We start from the raw sequence: 16,915 nt of genomic DNA, 5'->3' as shown, positions 1-16,915 counted from the left end.
CGTCTCCGCCTCCGACACGATGGACTCGCCGGGATGGACGGTAACGCCGGGCGGGGCTGCCGTGTCCCGGCGGCCCCCACTGTCACGCGCCCGGCCCGAGCGGCAGGTCGGCCCGCAGCGCGGCGAGGTCCACGTGCCGGACGGTCAACAGCCCGACGACCGTGGCGTCCTGGGCCGAGGTGTCCGCTGCGGGCTCGTCGAGGAGGGCGGCCAGCAGGTGGACCGTCCCGACGGTGGCCGACCCGTGCTCGGCCGCCGTGAGCTGGGCGACGGCCCTGGCCCGCTCGGCGGTGTCGGAGAACGACACCTCCCCCGCGGCGCCGGTCTCCGTGGTGGTGTTCGCCGCCCGGTTCAGCGGGTTCAGCCGTACGCCGTGCCGGTTCAGCAGCGCGGCGGCGGAGTTGGCGGCCGCCAGGTCCTCGGGCAGGGCTCCCCCGGCGACGGCCAGGGCGCGGTCCAGGGCGAGGATGCCCAGCAGGAGGTCGACGGGGCGGGCCTCGGAACGCCCGCACCGCACCGCCTGCCGGGTCGCTTCGAGGGACACCGCGAACAGCACCGGGGAGCCGTACTGCCCCGACCCGGAGAGCCACGATGTCAGCGCGCGCGTCAGGCGGTTGCCACTCCGGCCCAGCGTGCCGGCCCTGCGAAGAAGCACGACGCCGTGCGACTCCGGCCGTTCCGCCCCGGCCGGGGCGCTCGCGTCCAGGGCGTCGAGCGCGGTCGCGGCGGCGGCCAGGTCCGTCCTCCTCACCACCAGCGCCTCGCGGGCGCGGCTGTCCGGCAGCTCCAGCAGGGCGCGCGCCACGTGCCGACAGCGTACGGAGACGGTCCCTTCGGCCCGGGCCGCCTTCAGCGCGAACACCAGGCACGCGCGCAGTGCTCCCGTCATGCCGGGCAGCGGCCGGTCGCTCCCGGCGGCCGGGCGGCGCGGGTCGAGCCCGAACCGCCAATGTGCCTCGCGCCAGGCGGCGGTGATCTCGTAGGCATCGGCCGCGTCCTCGTCGGGCACGGTCCCGGCTGTTTCGGGTACGGTCCCGGCCGCCTCGTCCGTACTCGCCCAGCCGCGCCCGCCCCGTCCCGAGACCAGGCCGCCGAGCGCACCGGCCTTCCGCATACCCGGCGCGATCGCCGCACCCGCGTCGCTGTCCCCCATCACGAGCGCGGCCAACAGGTTCTCGGTCCCCACCGCCGTCGCACCGAGCTTGACCGCACCGCGCAGTGCCACGACGAACAGCGTCATGACGTCGGTCTCGAACTCCGCACTCGTACCGGCCGCGGCGTCCCCGTGCACTGTGGTCGTACCTCGCTGGTCCGTCGTGGCTCGCTGGTCCGTCGTGGCTCGCTGATGCATCGGGCATCCCCTCTTCGGCTCCGGTGTCCGATCGGTTTCGACACTAGGAGGACCCGCCACGGCACCGCGTCGGCCGACCGGCCATGCCCTCGGGCCGATCGGCCACGGCGGCACGCGGGCAGGCAGGCGCACGGGCAGACGGGCACGACAGTTCGTCGGCGGCGCACCGGTATCGAACTCCGGTTCTCGTGACAGGAGTTGATAGAACTTGACGCGTCCTGTCCGAGCCGGTCGGCGCAGGCGCATGTCGCTGCGAACGATGGCAGGCTTCTTCGTGACCGGCTCACCGCTCACCCGTCCATCCGCATCCGGACGTGCGCCCCGGACACCGTTCGGCGGCCCGTTCCCGCCGGTGCGCCCCACTTCCGAGAAGGGCTCCGACATGCCGTCCCCCACTTCCACGAAACGAACCGTCGCGGCGGTGCACGCCGCTCCGGTGTTCATGGACACCGAGGCGACCGTCGACAAGGTCGTCCGCTTCGTCGAGCAGGCCGGCCGGGAAGGCATCGACCTGCTGGTGTTTCCCGAGACCTTCGTGCCCGGTTACCCGTACTGGATCGAGGCCTACGCCCCGCTGGACCAGCAGGGTGCCAACGCCGCCTACGCCGAGGCGTCCGTCGAGGTGCCCGGTCCGCAGATCGCCCGGGTCCAGGCCGCTTGTGCCCGCGCCGGGACCGGCGTCGTCCTCGGTGTCAGCGAACGGCTCCCGGGGACCCGCACGTGTTTCAACAGCCAGGTCTTCGTCGACCCCGACGGCGCCCTCCTCGGAGTCCACCGCAAGCTCCAGCCCACCTACGCCGAACGGATGGTGTGGGCCCAGGGCGGCGGCGCCACCCTCAGCGTCTTCGACAGCTCTCTGGGCCGGATCGGTGGCCTGGCCTGCTGGGAGCACACCATGAACCTGGCCCGGCAGTCCCTGATCACCCAGGGTCAGCAGATCCACGCGGCGGCCTGGCCCGGCCTGTCCACCATGGCCGGCTTCGAGGCCGTCGCCGACATCCAGATCGACGCCATGATGAAGACCCACGCACTCACCGCGCAGACGTTCGTCGTCTCCGCCGGGAACCCGGTGGACGAGACGTGCCTGCGGTGGATGGAGTCCACTGTCGGACCGCAGAAGCACATCACCGCGGGCGGCGGCTGGTCGGCCGTGATCCATCCCTTCAACCAGTACCTCGCCGGTCCGCACACCGGCGCCGAGGAGAAGCTCGTCACCGCCGGGATCGACCTCGCCGACATCGACGCCGTCAAGGTCTGGGTCGACTCCCGCGGCCACTACGCGCGACCGGAGATCCTCGGTCTGCGGGTCGACCGGCGCCCGCTCTGGCACGACGAAGGGCACCGCGAATGGCCTGCCGCCCCGAGCGACGGCACCACCGCCCCGACGGCCGAGACGTCCTGATCGGACGGCATCGGCTCCCACGTCCCGCCGGCCGGCGGGACCGCGCACCGCCCCGTGATCCGCGTCACACCGCACGCGCGGGAACTCGCCCACCTCTCGCACCGACTCCTGTACGTCACCGTCCCCACCGGTCCACGTACGAGGAGGATTCGATGACCGGGACCACGCCTGCCTCATCGCCACCGTCCCGACAACGCCCGGCCGAAGGGACCGCCCCCGCGGAAGGGGCCGTCCCGGCCGAAGGGACGGTCCCAACCGAAGGGACCGCCCCGGTCGAGGGCTTCACCACGTCCGCTCCGGGCGACGGCGGCGGGACCTGGAGCGGGTTGCGCCCGCTCCTGCTCCGCCTGCACTTCTACGCGGGCGTCCTCATCGGCCCGTTCCTGCTCGTGGCGGCCGTCACCGGACTGCTCTACACGGCCACCCCGCAGATCGAGTCCGTCGTCTACGAGCAGGAACTGAAGGTCACCCCGCGCGGCGAGCCGAAGCCGCTCGCCGCCCAGGTGGACGCCGCCCGCGAGGCGGTACCCGGCGGGCGGCTCGTCTCCGTCACCCGGGGTGCGGGGGCCGACGACACGACCCGGGTCGCCTTCGACGTCGAGGGGTTGCCCGAGGGCCGCACGCAGACCGCCTTCGTCGACCCGTACGACGCGGAGGTGCGCGGCACACTGCGCACCTCCGGCGAGTGGCTGCCCGTGCGGTCCTGGTTCGACGACCTGCACCGCACCCTGAACCTCGGCGAATTCGGCCGCAACTACAGTGAGATCGCCGCGAGTTGGCTGTGGGTCGAGGTGCTCGGCGGGATCGCGCTGTGGCTCGGGGCACCGCGGAGCCGGGAGCGGCTGCGCGGGCTGTTCGTGCCGCGCCGGGGCCCGAAGGGGCGCAGGCGCACACTGTCCTGGCACGGGGCGGTCGGGCTGTGGGTGTCGATCGGCTTCCTCGTCCTCTCGGCGACCGGGCTGACCTGGTCGGCACACGCGGGCGCGACCATCGGCAGGATCCAGGACTCGCTGGGCGGGGCGACGCCCTCCGTCTCCTCGGCCCTCGGCCACGGCGCGCACGGCGGCTCGGCGGAAGCGGGAGCGGGGGCGGGGGCGGGAGCCGGGACGGATGGCTCCGCCGCAGACTCCCCCACCAGGAAGGTCGATCTCGACGAAGCCGTCGGCATCGCCCGCTCCGAGGGGCTGCGCGGCAAACTCGTCATCACCCCGCCCGCGGACACCGGGAGCGCGTACGTCGTCCGCGAGAACACACGGCGCTGGCCGGAGCAGCAGGACTCGATCGCGATCGACCCGGCCACCGGCGAGGTCACGGACAAGCTGCTCTTCGACGACTTCCCCGTCCTCGCCAAGCTCACCCGCTGGGGCATCGACGCCCACATGGGCCTGCTCTTCGGTCCCGCCAACCAGATCGTCCTCGCGCTCATCGCCGTCGCGCTCATCGGGATGCTCCTCTGGGGCTACCGCATGTGGTGGCTGCGCAGGCCCACCCGGGCGGGCGGGGCACGGTTCGGCCGCCCGCCGGTGCGGGGGGCCTGGCGCCGGGTACCGGGCAGGGTCATGGCGCCGCTCGTCGTCGTGACGGCCGTCCTCGCCCACTGCCTGCCGCTGTTCGGGCTGCCCCTGGCCTGTTTCCTGCTCGTGGACCTGACGGTCGCACAGGTACGCCGCCGCGAGCGCACGCGCCCGGAAGCGCGTACCAAAACGTCGAAGGAGGTGGTCCGATGATCGCCGCCACCGGACTGCGCTGGATCCTGACGCTGCTCTTCTGCGCGCTCGCCGCCCATGGACTGTGGCGCGCCCTCACGGCCCGTTCCCGCCCGTGGACCGCGCGGCTCGCCCACGCCCTGCACGCGGTCATGGCCCTCGCCATGTTCGCGATGGCCTGGACCTGGGGCATGGACCTGCCCGGCACGCCGCAGGTGGTCTTCTTCTCCGTCGCCGCGGCCTGGTTCGTGTCGGCCGCCCTCGCCCTGCCGGAAGGCCCCGGGTCCCGGACGCGCGCCCTCGTGGACGCGCTGCCGCACGCCGTGATGACCGGGGCGATGGCGTGGATGGTCGCCGCGATGTCCTCGGCCATGTCCATGGACGCGACGGGCGGGGGCCACGCGCACGACATGCCCGGGATGGACATGTCGCCCCCGGGAGCGACCGCGACGATGACGCTCGACGGCACCACCGACCGCTGGAGCGCAATGCTGCTCGCCCTCGTCCTCCTGGCGCTCGCGCTGCGGTGGCTCGCGAAGGGCTTCGACACGGGCCGACTCGCACCCCGCACGACGGACGGCACGGCTTCGGGCGACGGGGGCCCGGGCAGCGCGGTGCACGCCGCGTGGGACCTGGGCTGTCACGGGCTGATGGCACTGGGCATGGCGGTGATGTTCGTCGTGATGGTGTGATCCGCGCGGGAGACCGGCAACGGCCGTACGGGCCTCGGCCCGCACGGTCCTGGGTGCCGGCCGACCCGTACGCCCCGGGACGCGCGTCCCGGACCGTGATGCTCCTGGGGCGCGTGCGACGGGTGTCCGGCATGTGGCGCGCGTCACCTGGACGCGGGGGAACCCGGGGCCCGGTCCGGCCGACCTCTGGACCGTACGACCCGCACTCTCGCCGGAGCCGCTCTCATGGACCACTCGGTGACGCCTTCCACCGGACGGTGTTCCGCCCCCGTGCCGTACGCGCCGCTCGGAGGTTTCCCGCTTCCGCCCGTCACGACCGGGCCGGTCATCGGCGGCCCGACGCGCACGGCCCGCGTGCACGGGGCCGGGAGAGGACTCGGCGCCCGGGAGGACGTACGCGCCACCGTCGATCTCGCGACCGGTGCGGACGCGCTCGCCGCCGGTGCCGGAAAGGCCGGTACGGACGCGCTCGCCGTCGGCGTCGGGAAGGCCGGTGCGGGGACGGGCCGCCCGCCTCGCCCGCACCGCCGTGTCCCGTAGCACCGCGCCCCGCACCGCCGTGTCCCGTGGCCCCATGTCCCGCACCGACGTGTCCCGTAGCACCGCGCCCCGCGCCGTCGCCCGTTCCCGTCGCACATGCCGGAACTCCGCCCCAGCAGCCACTTTTCCGACATGTGCGGCGAACCGGACGACACGCCATGTCGCCCGGCCCTCCGCGATGGGAGGATGAGGCGCCATGGAGGCCGGGCCGGTCGGACGCGCGGTGAGGGCGGCGGTGTTCGCCGCCGTCTCCGTCACACTCGCCGCGACCGGGCACGTCCTCATGTCCGAGGACCCGATTCCCTTCTGGGTGCTCGCCACCGGCTTCCTCGCGCTCGCGGTTCCCGGCTGGTGGTTCGCCGCCCGCGAGCGCGGCCCCTGGCTCGTCACGGGCCTAGCGGTCGCGACCCAGGGCGTGCTGCACAACGCCTTCGCCGCCGCGCAGTCCGCCCTCGCAACGGCCGGGGGCACGGCCGCGCGGACCGTCGCCGGAACGGGCGCGGCACCGCCGGACGCCATGGCCGGCATGCACCACATGGCGGACATGGACCACTCGGCCGCGAGCGGCACGGGCAGTGCGAGCAACGCGATGACCGGCATGCACCACATGACCGGCACGGAACACGCCTCCGCCGTGGATCACATGGACTCGATGGCCCACATGGGCCACGACATGGCCGGGATGTCCTCGACGGGGATGCTCGCCGCGCACGTCCTCGCCGCCCTCCTCTGCGGGGTGTGGCTGGCCCGCGGCGAACGCGCCGCCTTCCAGGTCCTGCGCGCGGTCGCGAGCCGGCTGCTCGCCCCTCCCCATCCCCTCCTCACAGCACCGTTGCCTGCCCCGCGCCGCCGTCTGCGCCCCCGCCGGGGCCTGAGCGACCGGCTGCCGCTGGGCCTGCGGTGCGCCCGCGCGCGGGACCGGCGCGGGCCGCCCGGGGTGCTCGCCGCGTCCTGAGGGCGCGGCAGGCATTCCGGAGGACGTACGAGACCCCGGCCCGGGACCGGTCGCCGACCGGCCCGCCGCCGTGCCCGCACCCCGCGGGAGTCCTCCGGCACACCCGGCCCCGAAGGGCCCGGGTGCCCATTCACCGGAGACCCGGCCCCGTCCCGTACCGCCGCCACGCGCGCCGCAGCCACGGCGCGCCCCCGCGCCGTGGCCGGACGCCCGGGTGCCGGACCGATCCGTGAAGGACACACCTGGCGATGAACACCACACTGCCCGCCCCGCGCGGGTCGCAGTGCGCCGCCGTCCCGCGCGACAGGACGGCGGAGGACACCGTCTCGACCGGCTGGGCGCTCGCCGCCCGCGCCGGGGACCGCGAGGCCGCCGACGCCTTCGTGCGGGCCCTGCACCGCGACGTCGTGCGGTACGTGGCCCACCTGTCTGCCGACCCGCAGGCCGCCGAGGACCTCGCGCAGGACACGTTCCTGCGCGCGTTGCGCACCCTGCACCGCTTCGAGGGCCGTTCCTCGGCCCGTACCTGGCTCCTCACCATCGCGCGCCGCGCCGTCGTCGACGACTTCCGCCGGGCCGCCGCGCGCCCCCTGCTCGCCGACACCGACGACTGGCGCGCGACCGTCGAACGCGCCCAGCCGACCGGACTGCCCGGCTTCGAGGACGGGGTGGCGCTCCAGGAACTCCTGGCCACGCTCCCGTACGACCGCCGGCAGGCGTTCGTCCTCACCCAGTTGCTCGGGCTCTCCTACGCGGAGGCCGCCCGCGCGGCGGGCTGTCCGGTCGGCACGGTCCGCTCCCGGGTGGCCCGCGCGCGCACCGCCCTGACCGCGGAGTTGGAGCGCGGCGAGGCGGAGACCCTGGCACGGACCGCCTGAGGGCCGTCCCGTCCCGGGAGGTCGGGGTCGGCGCACCGGCCCCGACCGCGGCCCGGCGTTGCCCGTGCCCTCCTGGGCAACGGGCGATCCCGTCTGCGTCCGTACGCTCCCGACGGCGTCCGCCTCGGCGTGGGACTCCCCGGGCCGCGGGGGACTCCGGCTCGGCCTCAGCGGGTCGGGCGGGAGGTCCAGACGGTGCCCCGGGCCTCGTACTCCAGCATCGCCTCCAGGTTCGTCGCCGCGTCCGGGCCGAGTTCGCGGCGCACCAGCCAGAGGGCGAGTTCGAGGCCGGAGGTGACGCCGCCCGCTGTGACGAGGTCGCCGTCGTCGACGACGCGGGCGTTCCTCAGCAGGCCGCCCTGTTCCTCCAGGTCCGGTTCGGCCTTGTGATGGGTGGTGCAGGGGCGGCCCTTCGTGAGGCCCGCGGCCGAGAGGAGCATGACGCCGGTGCAGAGGGCCGAGACGGTCAGCCCCGGGCGGGGCGCGTCCGCCAGGGCGCGGGGCAGCGTGCCGCGGTCGATCTCGGCCCACACGCCGGGGCTGTCGCGCCGCGCGTAACCACCGCCCGGGACGACGAGCACATCCGCCTCGTCGGGGGCCCAGGGGCGGATGTCCCGGACGACCGTGCCGTACGCGCAGGTGACCCGGCGGGCGCCGGTGGCGGAGACGTACCGGACCTCCACCGGGCGCGGGGTGAAGAACCCGGCGGCGGAGAAGACCTCGTACGGGGCGGCGAAGTCCAGCTCCTCGACTCCGTCGAACATCACGACCTGTACGCGCAGCGGCCGGGCCGGATCGGACCGGTCCGGCCCGGGGCCGGCGGCCCGGGCGGTGGTGGCGGTGGCCGCGAGCGCGCCCGTGGCGCCGAGGGCGGTGGTGGCGCGGAGTAACTGCCTGCGATCCATGTGGTGCTCCTGTTCCTGGAGTGACGACATGACAGGAGTCGGACGGCTGCCTCCTCCAGTTCCCGCGGCCACCGGCCGAGAGCTGTGCCCGATCACGGTCCGATGGCCGGTGGCCGGTGCGAGGTGGCCAGGTCCATCGGCTCAGGCGAGATCGGTGGCGAGGTCGGTGACGGGTTCGGTCGCGTAGCGGCTCATCGCGTCGGCATTGGCCCGTGGCGTCAGCGGCCGACCGTCGGCGAGCGCCTCCTGGAGGTCCCGGAAGTACTGGACGTACAGGTCGGGGGTGAACGTGCTGAGCATGACGGCGGGTCGGTCGGTCGGGTTGGCGAAGGTGTGCGGGGTACCGGGCGTAACCATCACGAGCGTGCCCGCGGTGGCGTCGTGGTCCTCGTCCCCGACGGTGAACCGCACGGTGCCGGAGAGGATGTAGAAGCCCTCGTCGTGCCGGGCGTGGCGGTGCTGCGGCGGGCCCTGGGTGTGCGGGGCGAGGACGGACTCGGCGATCGCGAGGCGGTGCCCGGTGTGGCTGCCGTCCTCCAGCACGCGCATGCGCGTGGTGCCCAGAACGATCGTCTCGCCGTCGCCGGGACCCACCACCGATACGGCGGGGGCGGTCTGCGGCTCGTTGGTCCTCGGTTCTTCGGTCATGCCACGAGTGCACCGCCGGAGCCCCGGAAGTGTCCAAGACCTGTCCTGCCGCACCGATACCCCATGGGTATGGTCGCAGCGTGGAGCTACGGACCCTGCGCTACTTCGTGGCGGTCGCCGAGGAACGCCACTTCGGCCGGGCCGCCGCCCGACTGCACATGAGCCAGCCGCCCCTGAGCCGGGCGATCAAGCGGCTGGAGGCCGACATCGGTGCCCTGTTGTTCACCCGCTCGCCCGCCGGGGTCACGCTCACCCCGGTGGGCACGGTGCTGCTCGACGAGGCACGGGCCCTGCTCGACCACGCCGACCGCGTCCGGGTGCGCGTGGACGCGGCGGCCGGTGTCGCGACCATCACCGTCGGCATCCTGGGCGACGGCACCGACCCGGGAGTGTCCGGGCTGGCGGCCGCCTACCGTCGGCGCCACCCCGGCGTCGACATCCGCATCCGCGACACCGACCTGACCGACCCGACGTGCGGGCTGCGCGCCGGGCTGGTCGACGTCGCCCTCACCCGCGCGCCCTTCGACGAGACCGCCCTGACGGTCCGTACGCTGCGGGCCGATCCGGTCGGCGTGGTCCTGCGCGCCGACGATCCGCCGACCCGCCGCGAAGAGCTGCGGCCGGCCGATCTGAGCGACCGCCGCTGGTTCCGGTTCCCGCGGGGAACGGACCCCGTCTGGCAGTCGTACTGGCACGAGGGCGGCCCGCGCGAGGGCCCGGTGGTGCGCACCGTCCAGGAGTGCCTGCATGCCGTGTTGTGGAACGGCACGGTCGGCCTGGCCCCGTTCGGGCACGACCTGCCCGCGGAGCTGGTCATGGTGCCGCTGCTCGGCATGGTGCCGAGCCGAGTGGTGGCGGTGTGGAACGAAGGCGACACCAACCCGCTGGTCCGGTCCTTCGTCGAGATCGCCACAGCCGCGTACCGCCGCTGAGCACCGGCGGCCGGGACCCGTCCGGTCAGGCAGGCCCCGGACCCGTCCCGACCGATGGCCGATGGCCAGTGACCAGTGGCCAGTGGCCAGTGACCGATGGTTGGTGGGACGCCCCTGGTGTTGTGACCGGGAAGGTTGATCGGGGAGGTTCACCGGGACGTTCCACCCCGCGGCAGAGCATGCGAAGACCGGGTGTCCCGCAGGGGGCCGGTGCGGTGGGCCGATCCCGCCGAAGCGGTGGGCACCGTCCGGAACCCGGTGCACCTGCGCGGTCGTCACACTAAGCGCTGTCCCGTAAATGATCTACGGCATGCTGGTTGACCAGCGTTGTTTCCCGGTCATCCGGCGAGGGTGAGGTTGTGGAGGCGGGCGACGCCGAGCATGGCGTGGTGGACGCCGTCGCCTTTCAGGCGGCAGTCGCGGAGGATCTTCCAGGTCTTCATCCGCGCGAAGGCATGCTCGACTCGGGCGCGGACCTTGCGGTGGGAAGCGTTGTGTTCTTCTTTCCAGTCCGGGAGTTCGGTCTGGCCGCGTTCGCGGCGGTGCGGAATGATCAGGCCGGTGCCGCGGTAGCCGCCGGGCATGCTCGACTCGGGCGCGGACCTTGCGGTGGGAAGCGTTGTGTTCTTCTTTCCAGTCCGGGAGTTCGGTCTGGCCGCGTTCGCGGCGGTGCGGAATGATCAGGCCGGTGCCGCGGTAGCCGCCGGCCCCGTACCGGAACAGTTCCGGTACGGGGCAGCTCCGTTGCTCCGTTGCTCCAGGGCGGGACGGGGTGGGGCGGGACGGCGCGAGCGGTGTGTGGGGCGGTGAGAGGCGGAGAACGGAATTGTTGTCCCGCCATTGTTCTACTAGCATGCGAACAAGGGAGGTTTTGATGAACCGTAAGAACCTGGGCGGGACCGCTCTTGTCGTCCTGCCGTTTCTGCTCGCGCCCGTCGTCGACCTGGTGCTGTTCCTCGTGTTCCGGGACCGGCTGCCCGACCGGCCGGCCAGCCATTTCGCGGTCGACGGCCGGGCGGACAGGCACATGGAGCTGATCTGGTACCCGGTGCTCTGCGCGTTGGTGTTCGCCGTGACCGGCGTCTCGTGGGTCCTCACGGTGACGCGGGGCAAGTTCCACGGGCGGGCCCACCGCCTGGCCGTCGCCGGGGGCTACGCCTTCGCGGCGTTCCTCGGCTGGCTGCTGGCCGCCGCGCTGCTCGCCAACGTGGACGCCGTCGAGGGCGCGCGGGGAGAGGCGCAGGGCGTCTCGCTCCCGATGTGGCAGCTCGCCGCCGCCCTGGGCGCCGCCGTGCTCGCGGGCGGGATCGGCGCGGGACTGGCCGCGCTCCGTCCCGCGCCGGTGCCACCGGCCGGGGACGAACCGGCCGGTGACACCGCGCGGATCGCGCTCGCGGACGGGGAGGTCGTCGGCTGGACGCGCAGCGTCGGGAGCCTGTGGCTGCCGTTGATCGTGCTCCTGCTCGTCGCTCTGGGCGCGGTGGGCCTGATCGTGTCGGGCTGGGCCGCCGGACTGCCCCCGCTGCTCATCGCCGTGCTGATGGCCGGGTTCGTGCGGCCGTGCGTGGTGGTGGACCGGCGCGGCATCACCGTCTCCGGGACGCTGCGCTGGCCGCGCGTCAGGGTGCCGCTCGACCGGATCGAGGCGGCGAGCAGCCGGCACATCAACCCCCTCGCGGAGTACGGCGGTTGGGGGTACCGCATCCGGCCGGGGCGCACGGGTGTGATGCTCCGCTCCGGCGAGGGGATCGTGGCGACGCTGGCGGACGGCCGGAAGTTCGCGGTGACCGTCGACGACTCGGCGACCGGGGCCGCGCTCCTCAACACCCTGATCGACCAGCGCAAGGCGGAGCACTGAGCATGCTGTTCCGTGTCGATCCCACGTCCACCGTGCCGCTCGGCGACCAGATCGCGGCTTCCGTGCGCCGCTCGGTCGCCGACGGGACGGTGGTGCCGGGCGAGAGGCTGCCCGCGGCCCGGGTGCTCGCGGAGTCCCTCGGCGTCAACGTCCACACCGTGCTGCGCGGCTACCAGCGGCTCCGCGAGGAGGGGCTCATCGAGCTGCGCCGGGGCCGCGGCGCGGTCGTCACCGGCGGCGTTCCGCCGCACCGGGCCCGGCTGCTGGAGAGGGTGCGCGAAGTGGTCTCCGACGCACGCGAGTTGGGGATGACGGAGGACGAGCTGCTGGATCTGGTGCGTACCGCGCTGAACGCGCCCTGAGGCCGGGGCGCCCGGCCCGGCCCGGAGCCCTCGGCCGGTGTCCCCGGAGACCCCGAGGGGCCACCCCGTCCTACGAGGTGGCCCCGGATCCCGCGCGACGGGCCGTGACGCGGCCCGGGGGAGGTGCGAGGGAACGGATCAGGAGGAGTTGCGGGCCAGTGCGGCCGCGAAGCCGTACTGCCACAGGTAGTTGACCTGGCTGCGCTCGCTCGCGTTGGGGTACGGGTTGGTGCAGGACGTGCCGGGACCGCCGCCCGACATCAGCTCGCTGCACGGACCGGAGTAGTGGTCCGGCAGGCCGAGCACGTGCCCGGTCTCGTGCGCGGTGACCCGGGTCGAGTTGTACTGCTGGTTCTGCGCGTAGTCCAGGAAGATGTACCCGTTGCCGTGTCCGTCGGTGCTCGCGTACGAGCCGCGGGAGTCGTTGCCCTCGTAGTAGGCGAAGTCGGCGTTCGAGCCCTCCTGCAGCCGGACGTTGGCGACGGAGCTGTTCCAGATCTGCGCGCTGCTGGCTATCTGGCTGCGGAAGCTCGGCGCGTTGGTGGCGCTGTAGACGACGGTGACCGCCTGGGCGCCGGGGTTCGCCGCCCGCTTCTTCGCCACGGACTTGGCGACCGCCTCGAAGAACGCCTTGTTCGCGGCGGCGTTCTCCTTCGACTCGGAGTAGGCGGTGTAGCCGGCCCGGGCCTCCGGCGCGGCGACGGCGGGCGCCGCGTCGGAGGCCGTGGAGGCGGCGATGGCGGGGGCCGTGCCCAGTACGGCGGCGAGGCCGAAGCCGAGGCCGACCACGGCCGACATGACGGTCCTGGGGTGTCTCATGGGGGGTCTCCTACCGATTACCGGTCCGATGGACCCGTCCGGTGAACCTGTCCGATGACCGGACGGGGACGGGGTGGGGTACGGAGAGAGTGTCGGGGAGCGGAGGCCGCGGCGGATGATGTCAACCGGCGATAGCGCCGCACTATCACCGTCCTCGGTATCTTCACCGAATCCTGCGTCAACTCCAGGTGAATTAACGGGCTTTGATGGGATTGGGGAGTCTGGTGCGACCGTCGCCCGCCGCCCTACGCTCGACGGCATGGAGCTTGAGGTGAGACACCTCAGGGCGCTGTGCGCCATCGCCGACACGGGCAGTCTGCACCGGGCCGCACGCAGTCTGGGCGTGAGCCAGCCCTCCCTGACCACCCAGCTGCGACGGATCGAGAACACCCTGGGCGCCGAGCTGTTCTCCCGCGAACGGACCGGCTGCCGACCGACGTTGCTCGGCCGCGCCGTCCTCAGCCGGGCCCGCCCCCTGGTCGACGGAATGACCGCCCTGGTCAGCGACGCGAAGGCGGAGGCCGCCGCGGTACGCGCCACCGGCCCGCGACTGCGCATCGGCTGCACCGCGAGCCGGGTCATCGGCGGCTGGCTGCGCAGACTGCGGCTCCGGCTGCCCGAGACGGACATCTCGCTGCGGGTCGACGTGTCGGCCCGCGCACTGCTCCACGACGTCGGGGCGGGCGGGCTGGACGTCGCCTTCGTGCACGAGGTCGAGGGCTGCCCGCTGGCCGTCCCCGAGGGCCTGGAGCAGCGGGTGCTCCTGGAGCGCGAACCGCAGTTCATCTCCATGGCCAGGGACCATCCGGCCGCGGCCCGGTCCGTGGTCGACCTGGAGGACCTGGCCGCCGACCGGTGGATGGTGGACCCCACGGTGGACGGCGAATGGGACGGGCTGCGCCGGGTGTTCGACGAGGCCGGCCTGGCGCCGACCGTCCTGCACGGCGACTACCTCACCGCCGCCTCCCTCATCGTGCTCGGCGAGGCGGTCGCCCCCTGCCAGCCCACCTCGGGACCGCGCGACGACATGGCGATCCGCCCGCTGCGCGACGACCCACTCGCGGTGCGGCTGCTGCTGGTGTCCCGGCCGGGCACCGACATGACGGCGGCGTACGCGGAGCTGGAGGCGGCCTACCGGGAGGCGGCCCAGCGGGCGGCCGGCTACCACCAGTGGCTGCTGCGCAACCGCAGCCCGCTCGTCTGCGCCCCTTGACCGAAGCCCTCCGCGGTTGGCGGCCGACGGCGGGTGGGCGGCCGGAGGGGCGGAACCGGTGCCCGATTCCGCTGAGAGCGAGGACCGGTTCCGGACCGGGGGTGCGGCAGGCAGAGTCGGTCCCATGAGACTTCTGATGCTGGGTGGTACGGAATTCGTCGGCCGTGCCGTCACGGAGGAGGCGCTCGCGCGAGGTTGGGAGGTCACGGTGTTCCACCGGGGCCGGCACGCGGCCCCGCCCGGGGTGACGGAACTCCTCGGCGACCGCACCGCCGAGGACGGACTCGCGGCACTGGCCGCGCCCGGCCCCCGTACCGGGAACGCGAACGGGGACGCGTACGACTGGGACCTGGTGGTCGACACCTGGACCGGGGCTCCCTCCGCCGTACGGGACGTGGCCCGGCTGCTGGCCGACCGGGTCGGCCGGTACGTGTACGTCTCCAGCCGCTCCGTGTACGACCACCCGGCCCCGGCCGGGCTGCCGGAGGACGCCCCGCTGGTGGCCGGGGCCTCGCCCGACGAGGACGGGAAAGGCGGGGAGGTCCCGTACGCCCTGGCCAAGCGGGGCGGCGAACTGGCCGCGCTCGACGCCTTCGGGGACCGGGCCCTGCTCGTCCGCGCGGGTCTGATCCTGGGCCCCGGCGAGAACGTCGGCCGACTGCCCTGGTGGCTGACGCGGATCGCCCGGGGCGGACCGGTGCTCGCCCCGGGGACCCCGGACCTGAAGCTCCAGTACATCGACGCCCGCGACCTCGCGAACTGGCTGCTGGACGCGGGCAGCAGCGGTCTGGGCGGCCCGTACAACCTGGTCAGCCGGTCGGGCCATGCCACCATGGGGCAGCTGCTGGACGCCTGCGTACGCGCCACCGGCTCCGACGCGACGCTCCGTTGGACGCCCGCGGAGACGGTCCTCGCGGCGGGCGTGGAGCCGTGGAGCGACCTGCCGGTCTGGGTGCCGCCGGGCGAGTTGTACGCCGCGGTGCACCAGGGCGACGTGAGCAAGGCGTACGCGTCCGGCCTGCGCTGCCGACCGGTCGAGGAGACGGTCGCCGACACCTGGAAGTGGCTGGAGGAGCTGGGCGGGCGGGCCCCGCAGCGGGCGGACCGGCCGACGCTCGGCCTGGACCCGCGGGTGGAGGCCGAACTGCTGGCGGAACGGGCCTGACCGGCTCCGGCGCGCCGGGGCGACGGAGCACGGCCGAGGTATCCGGGTACATCGAATCCGATCCGGCGTGGCATTCCGCTGCGTTTGATACGTAAAGCTGCATATTGCCCTTTATGGCAACAGATGCGCGCAGGCGCGGCAAAAGTATCCAGGCGGCGGTGGCCGCGGCGGCGGCCGCGGCACTGGTGGGCACGCTGGCGGCCACCGCTCTCGCCGACCCGCTGCCCGGCGGACTCGGCCCCTGCCGGGGGGACGACTGCCCGACCACCTGGCTCGACCCGAACAACGGGGCCGTCACCCATCACGACAGCAACATCAACATCTTCGTCGGTGGCGACTTCCTGGTCCGGGAGGCCGCCGCGGAGGCCGAGGGGAAGATCGTCGCCCTCGGCCGGTTCGACATGGACAAGCGCGAGGGGGGCTCGCAGATCTACAACGTCGGGGTGGTCGGCGTGGGCTCCCGGGTGCCGCCCCCGAACGACTCCGACTACCTGACGGTGGGCGGGCCGTTGACCGTCGCGGACGGGCAGCGGCTGATCGCCGAGGAGGGGCCGAACCACGGGGTGGTCAAGTACGCCGACACCGTCAGCGGAACGGTCACTCCGGAGCCGCGCAGGGACCCCGCCGCCACGGACCCGTACACGGCGCTGCGCGACCAGCTGACCGCGGCCAGCCACTGCTACGCGTACGACGACGGCCAGAGCCGCCGACGCCCCGTCACGGGCACCGCGGTGAACGCCGGTTTCGAGACGACCTTCACCGGCGACGGCACCTCCGCCCTCCAGGTGTTCGCCGTGGACGCGGACGTGGCGGCGGGCGGGGGCGGCCAGCAGGGCATCACGTTCAACGCGATCCCGGACGGGGCGACGGTGCTCGTCAACGTCTACGGAAGCAGCCGCAACATCAACACGTACATGGGGTCGCTGCCCCAGGCCGGACTGCGCGAACGCCTGTTGTGGAACTTCCCCGACGCCACCGAGATCGGGCTGCACGGTTCCACCCAGTTCCAGGGCAGCGTGCTGATCGGCCGGCCGTCGAGCACGACCACCCTGGACATGAGCGGAACCAACGGCCGCTTCTACACCGCCGGTTCGCTGATCCACACGTCCGCGGGGCAGTCGGGCGGCCAGGAACTGCACGCCTACCCCTTCGACGGGGACCTGCCGAGCTGCGCCGAAGAACCCACACCGACACCCACGCCCACGCCCACGGACACGCCGACGCCCACGGACACGCCGACGCCCACGGACACGCCGACTCCGACGGACACCCCCACGCCCACGGACACGCCGACTCCGACGGACACGCCTACGCCCACCGACACGCCGACTCCGACGGACACGCCTACGCCCACGGATACCCCGACTCCGACGGACACGCCGACGTTGTAGATCTGCGAGCCCCCCTCGCGCTTGTCCATGTCGAACCGGCCGAGGGCGACGATCTTCCCCTCGGCCTCCGCGGCGGCCTCCCGGACCAGGAAGTCGCC

The 16,915-nt window shown here is 73.7% G+C and carries 16 protein-coding genes and 1 pseudogene; 12 read left to right on the top strand and 5 right to left on the bottom strand.

Annotated features, from left to right (window positions below):
* Window positions 1-82: 82 nt before the first annotated feature.
* Entirely contained in the window at window positions 83-1,351 is a 1,269-nt protein-coding gene (locus tag EAO76_RS22320) for a Clp protease N-terminal domain-containing protein (RefSeq protein ID WP_222872192.1), read from the bottom strand.
* 382 nt (window positions 1,352-1,733) lie between these two features.
* Between EAO76_RS22320 and EAO76_RS22315 the strand changes: the two genes are divergently transcribed.
* The 6 genes from EAO76_RS22315 (at window position 1,734) to EAO76_RS22290 (ending at window position 7,524) form a co-directional block, all read left to right on the top strand.
* The gene (locus EAO76_RS22315) at window positions 1,734-2,753 is read left to right on the top strand and encodes a carbon-nitrogen hydrolase family protein (RefSeq protein WP_187438743.1); all 1,020 of its coding nucleotides are present in this window, start codon (window positions 1,734-1,736) and stop codon (window positions 2,751-2,753) included.
* A gap of 152 nt (window positions 2,754-2,905) precedes the next feature.
* Window positions 2,906-4,480: a PepSY domain-containing protein gene (locus tag EAO76_RS22310; protein WP_148837726.1), complete on the top strand. Its 1,575-nt coding sequence runs from the start codon at window positions 2,906-2,908 to the stop codon at window positions 4,478-4,480.
* The gene (locus EAO76_RS22305; protein ID WP_148837725.1) at window positions 4,477-5,151 is read left to right on the top strand and encodes a DUF5134 domain-containing protein; all 675 of its coding nucleotides are present in this window, start codon (window positions 4,477-4,479) and stop codon (window positions 5,149-5,151) included. Before EAO76_RS22310 ends, EAO76_RS22305 begins: the two co-directional genes overlap by 4 nt.
* Window positions 5,152-5,388: 237 nt before the next feature.
* Complete coding sequence (locus EAO76_RS22300; RefSeq protein WP_148837724.1) at window positions 5,389-5,691, top strand: hypothetical protein; 303 nt, start codon at window positions 5,389-5,391, stop codon at window positions 5,689-5,691.
* A gap of 196 nt (window positions 5,692-5,887) precedes the next feature.
* The gene (locus tag EAO76_RS22295) at window positions 5,888-6,646 is read left to right on the top strand and encodes a hypothetical protein (RefSeq protein ID WP_148837723.1); all 759 of its coding nucleotides are present in this window, start codon (window positions 5,888-5,890) and stop codon (window positions 6,644-6,646) included.
* Between the two features lie 248 nt (window positions 6,647-6,894).
* Window positions 6,895-7,524 (top strand): sigma-70 family RNA polymerase sigma factor, encoded by a 630-nt coding sequence (locus EAO76_RS22290; RefSeq protein WP_148837722.1) that lies wholly within the window; start codon window positions 6,895-6,897, stop codon window positions 7,522-7,524.
* A 167-nt stretch (window positions 7,525-7,691) separates the two neighbouring features.
* Here EAO76_RS22290 and EAO76_RS22285 read toward each other — a convergent pair whose 3' ends face one another.
* Both EAO76_RS22285 and EAO76_RS22280 read right to left on the bottom strand, forming a co-directional pair.
* Window positions 7,692-8,429 (bottom strand): DJ-1/PfpI family protein, encoded by a 738-nt coding sequence (locus EAO76_RS22285; RefSeq protein WP_148837721.1) that lies wholly within the window; start codon window positions 8,427-8,429, stop codon window positions 7,692-7,694.
* A gap of 141 nt (window positions 8,430-8,570) precedes the next feature.
* Complete coding sequence (locus EAO76_RS22280) at window positions 8,571-9,077, bottom strand: cupin domain-containing protein (RefSeq protein WP_148837720.1); 507 nt, start codon at window positions 9,075-9,077, stop codon at window positions 8,571-8,573.
* Between the two features lie 80 nt (window positions 9,078-9,157).
* Between EAO76_RS22280 and EAO76_RS22275 the strand changes: the two genes are divergently transcribed.
* Window positions 9,158-10,009, top strand: coding sequence for a LysR family transcriptional regulator (locus EAO76_RS22275; RefSeq protein ID WP_262375658.1), 852 nt, complete (start codon window positions 9,158-9,160; stop codon window positions 10,007-10,009).
* Between the two features lie 338 nt (window positions 10,010-10,347).
* Here EAO76_RS22275 and EAO76_RS22270 read toward each other — a convergent pair.
* Window positions 10,348-10,587, bottom strand: a pseudogene (locus EAO76_RS22270) (transposase); the annotation flags it as partial.
* Between the two features lie 296 nt (window positions 10,588-10,883).
* Between EAO76_RS22270 and EAO76_RS22260 the strand changes: the two are divergent.
* Together EAO76_RS22260 and EAO76_RS22255 are read left to right on the top strand one after the other, a co-directional pair.
* The gene (locus tag EAO76_RS22260) at window positions 10,884-11,867 is read left to right on the top strand and encodes a DUF1648 domain-containing protein (protein ID WP_148837719.1); all 984 of its coding nucleotides are present in this window, start codon (window positions 10,884-10,886) and stop codon (window positions 11,865-11,867) included.
* A gap of 2 nt (window positions 11,868-11,869) precedes the next feature.
* On the top strand, window positions 11,870-12,229 hold the full coding sequence (locus tag EAO76_RS22255) for a GntR family transcriptional regulator (protein WP_148837718.1): 360 nt from the start codon (window positions 11,870-11,872) through the stop codon (window positions 12,227-12,229).
* A gap of 138 nt (window positions 12,230-12,367) precedes the next feature.
* Here the strand turns inward: EAO76_RS22255 and snpA are convergent, their stop codons facing one another.
* Window positions 12,368-13,027: a snapalysin gene (gene snpA, locus EAO76_RS22250; RefSeq protein WP_148837737.1), complete on the bottom strand. Its 660-nt coding sequence runs from the start codon at window positions 13,025-13,027 to the stop codon at window positions 12,368-12,370.
* Between the two features lie 280 nt (window positions 13,028-13,307).
* Here snpA and EAO76_RS22245 point away from each other — a divergent pair, with 280 nt between their 5' ends.
* From EAO76_RS22245 to EAO76_RS22235, 3 genes are all read left to right on the top strand, one after another.
* Window positions 13,308-14,261: a LysR family transcriptional regulator gene (locus EAO76_RS22245; protein ID WP_148837717.1), complete on the top strand. Its 954-nt coding sequence runs from the start codon at window positions 13,308-13,310 to the stop codon at window positions 14,259-14,261.
* Between the two features lie 124 nt (window positions 14,262-14,385).
* Window positions 14,386-15,426 (top strand): NAD-dependent epimerase/dehydratase family protein, encoded by a 1,041-nt coding sequence (locus EAO76_RS22240; RefSeq protein ID WP_376300690.1) that lies wholly within the window; start codon window positions 14,386-14,388, stop codon window positions 15,424-15,426.
* Between the two features lie 113 nt (window positions 15,427-15,539).
* Window positions 15,540-16,817, top strand: a complete 1,278-nt coding sequence (locus EAO76_RS22235; protein WP_148837716.1) for a choice-of-anchor A family protein — start codon at window positions 15,540-15,542, stop codon at window positions 16,815-16,817.
* Window positions 16,818-16,915 lie beyond the last annotated feature (98 nt).

Source organism: Streptomyces sp. sk2.1, assembly GCF_008120935.1.
Lineage (GTDB): Bacteria > Actinomycetota > Actinomycetes > Streptomycetales > Streptomycetaceae > Streptomyces.
Note: the sequence above shows the minus strand (reverse complement) of the source record. Positions and strands in the feature narration are given on the sequence as shown.

Coding starts and splice junctions, on each gene's coding strand:
- EAO76_RS22320 (WP_222872192.1), bottom strand. CDS start 1,351: ATGCATCAGCGAGCCACGACGGACCAGCGAGCCACGACGGACCAGCGA.
- EAO76_RS22315 (WP_187438743.1), top strand. CDS start 1,734: ATGCCGTCCCCCACTTCCACGAAACGAACCGTCGCGGCGGTGCACGCC.
- EAO76_RS22310 (WP_148837726.1), top strand. CDS start 2,906: ATGACCGGGACCACGCCTGCCTCATCGCCACCGTCCCGACAACGCCCG.
- EAO76_RS22305 (WP_148837725.1), top strand. CDS start 4,477: ATGATCGCCGCCACCGGACTGCGCTGGATCCTGACGCTGCTCTTCTGC.
- EAO76_RS22295 (WP_148837723.1), top strand. CDS start 5,888: ATGGAGGCCGGGCCGGTCGGACGCGCGGTGAGGGCGGCGGTGTTCGCC.
- EAO76_RS22290 (WP_148837722.1), top strand. CDS start 6,895: ATGAACACCACACTGCCCGCCCCGCGCGGGTCGCAGTGCGCCGCCGTC.
- EAO76_RS22285 (WP_148837721.1), bottom strand. CDS start 8,429: ATGGATCGCAGGCAGTTACTCCGCGCCACCACCGCCCTCGGCGCCACG.
- EAO76_RS22280 (WP_148837720.1), bottom strand. CDS start 9,077: ATGACCGAAGAACCGAGGACCAACGAGCCGCAGACCGCCCCCGCCGTA.
- EAO76_RS22260 (WP_148837719.1), top strand. CDS start 10,884: ATGAACCGTAAGAACCTGGGCGGGACCGCTCTTGTCGTCCTGCCGTTT.
- EAO76_RS22255 (WP_148837718.1), top strand. CDS start 11,870: ATGCTGTTCCGTGTCGATCCCACGTCCACCGTGCCGCTCGGCGACCAG.
- snpA (WP_148837737.1), bottom strand. CDS start 13,027: ATGTCGGCCGTGGTCGGCCTCGGCTTCGGCCTCGCCGCCGTACTGGGC.
- EAO76_RS22245 (WP_148837717.1), top strand. CDS start 13,308: ATGGAGCTTGAGGTGAGACACCTCAGGGCGCTGTGCGCCATCGCCGAC.
- EAO76_RS22240 (WP_376300690.1), top strand. CDS start 14,386: ATGAGACTTCTGATGCTGGGTGGTACGGAATTCGTCGGCCGTGCCGTC.
- EAO76_RS22235 (WP_148837716.1), top strand. CDS start 15,540: ATGGCAACAGATGCGCGCAGGCGCGGCAAAAGTATCCAGGCGGCGGTG.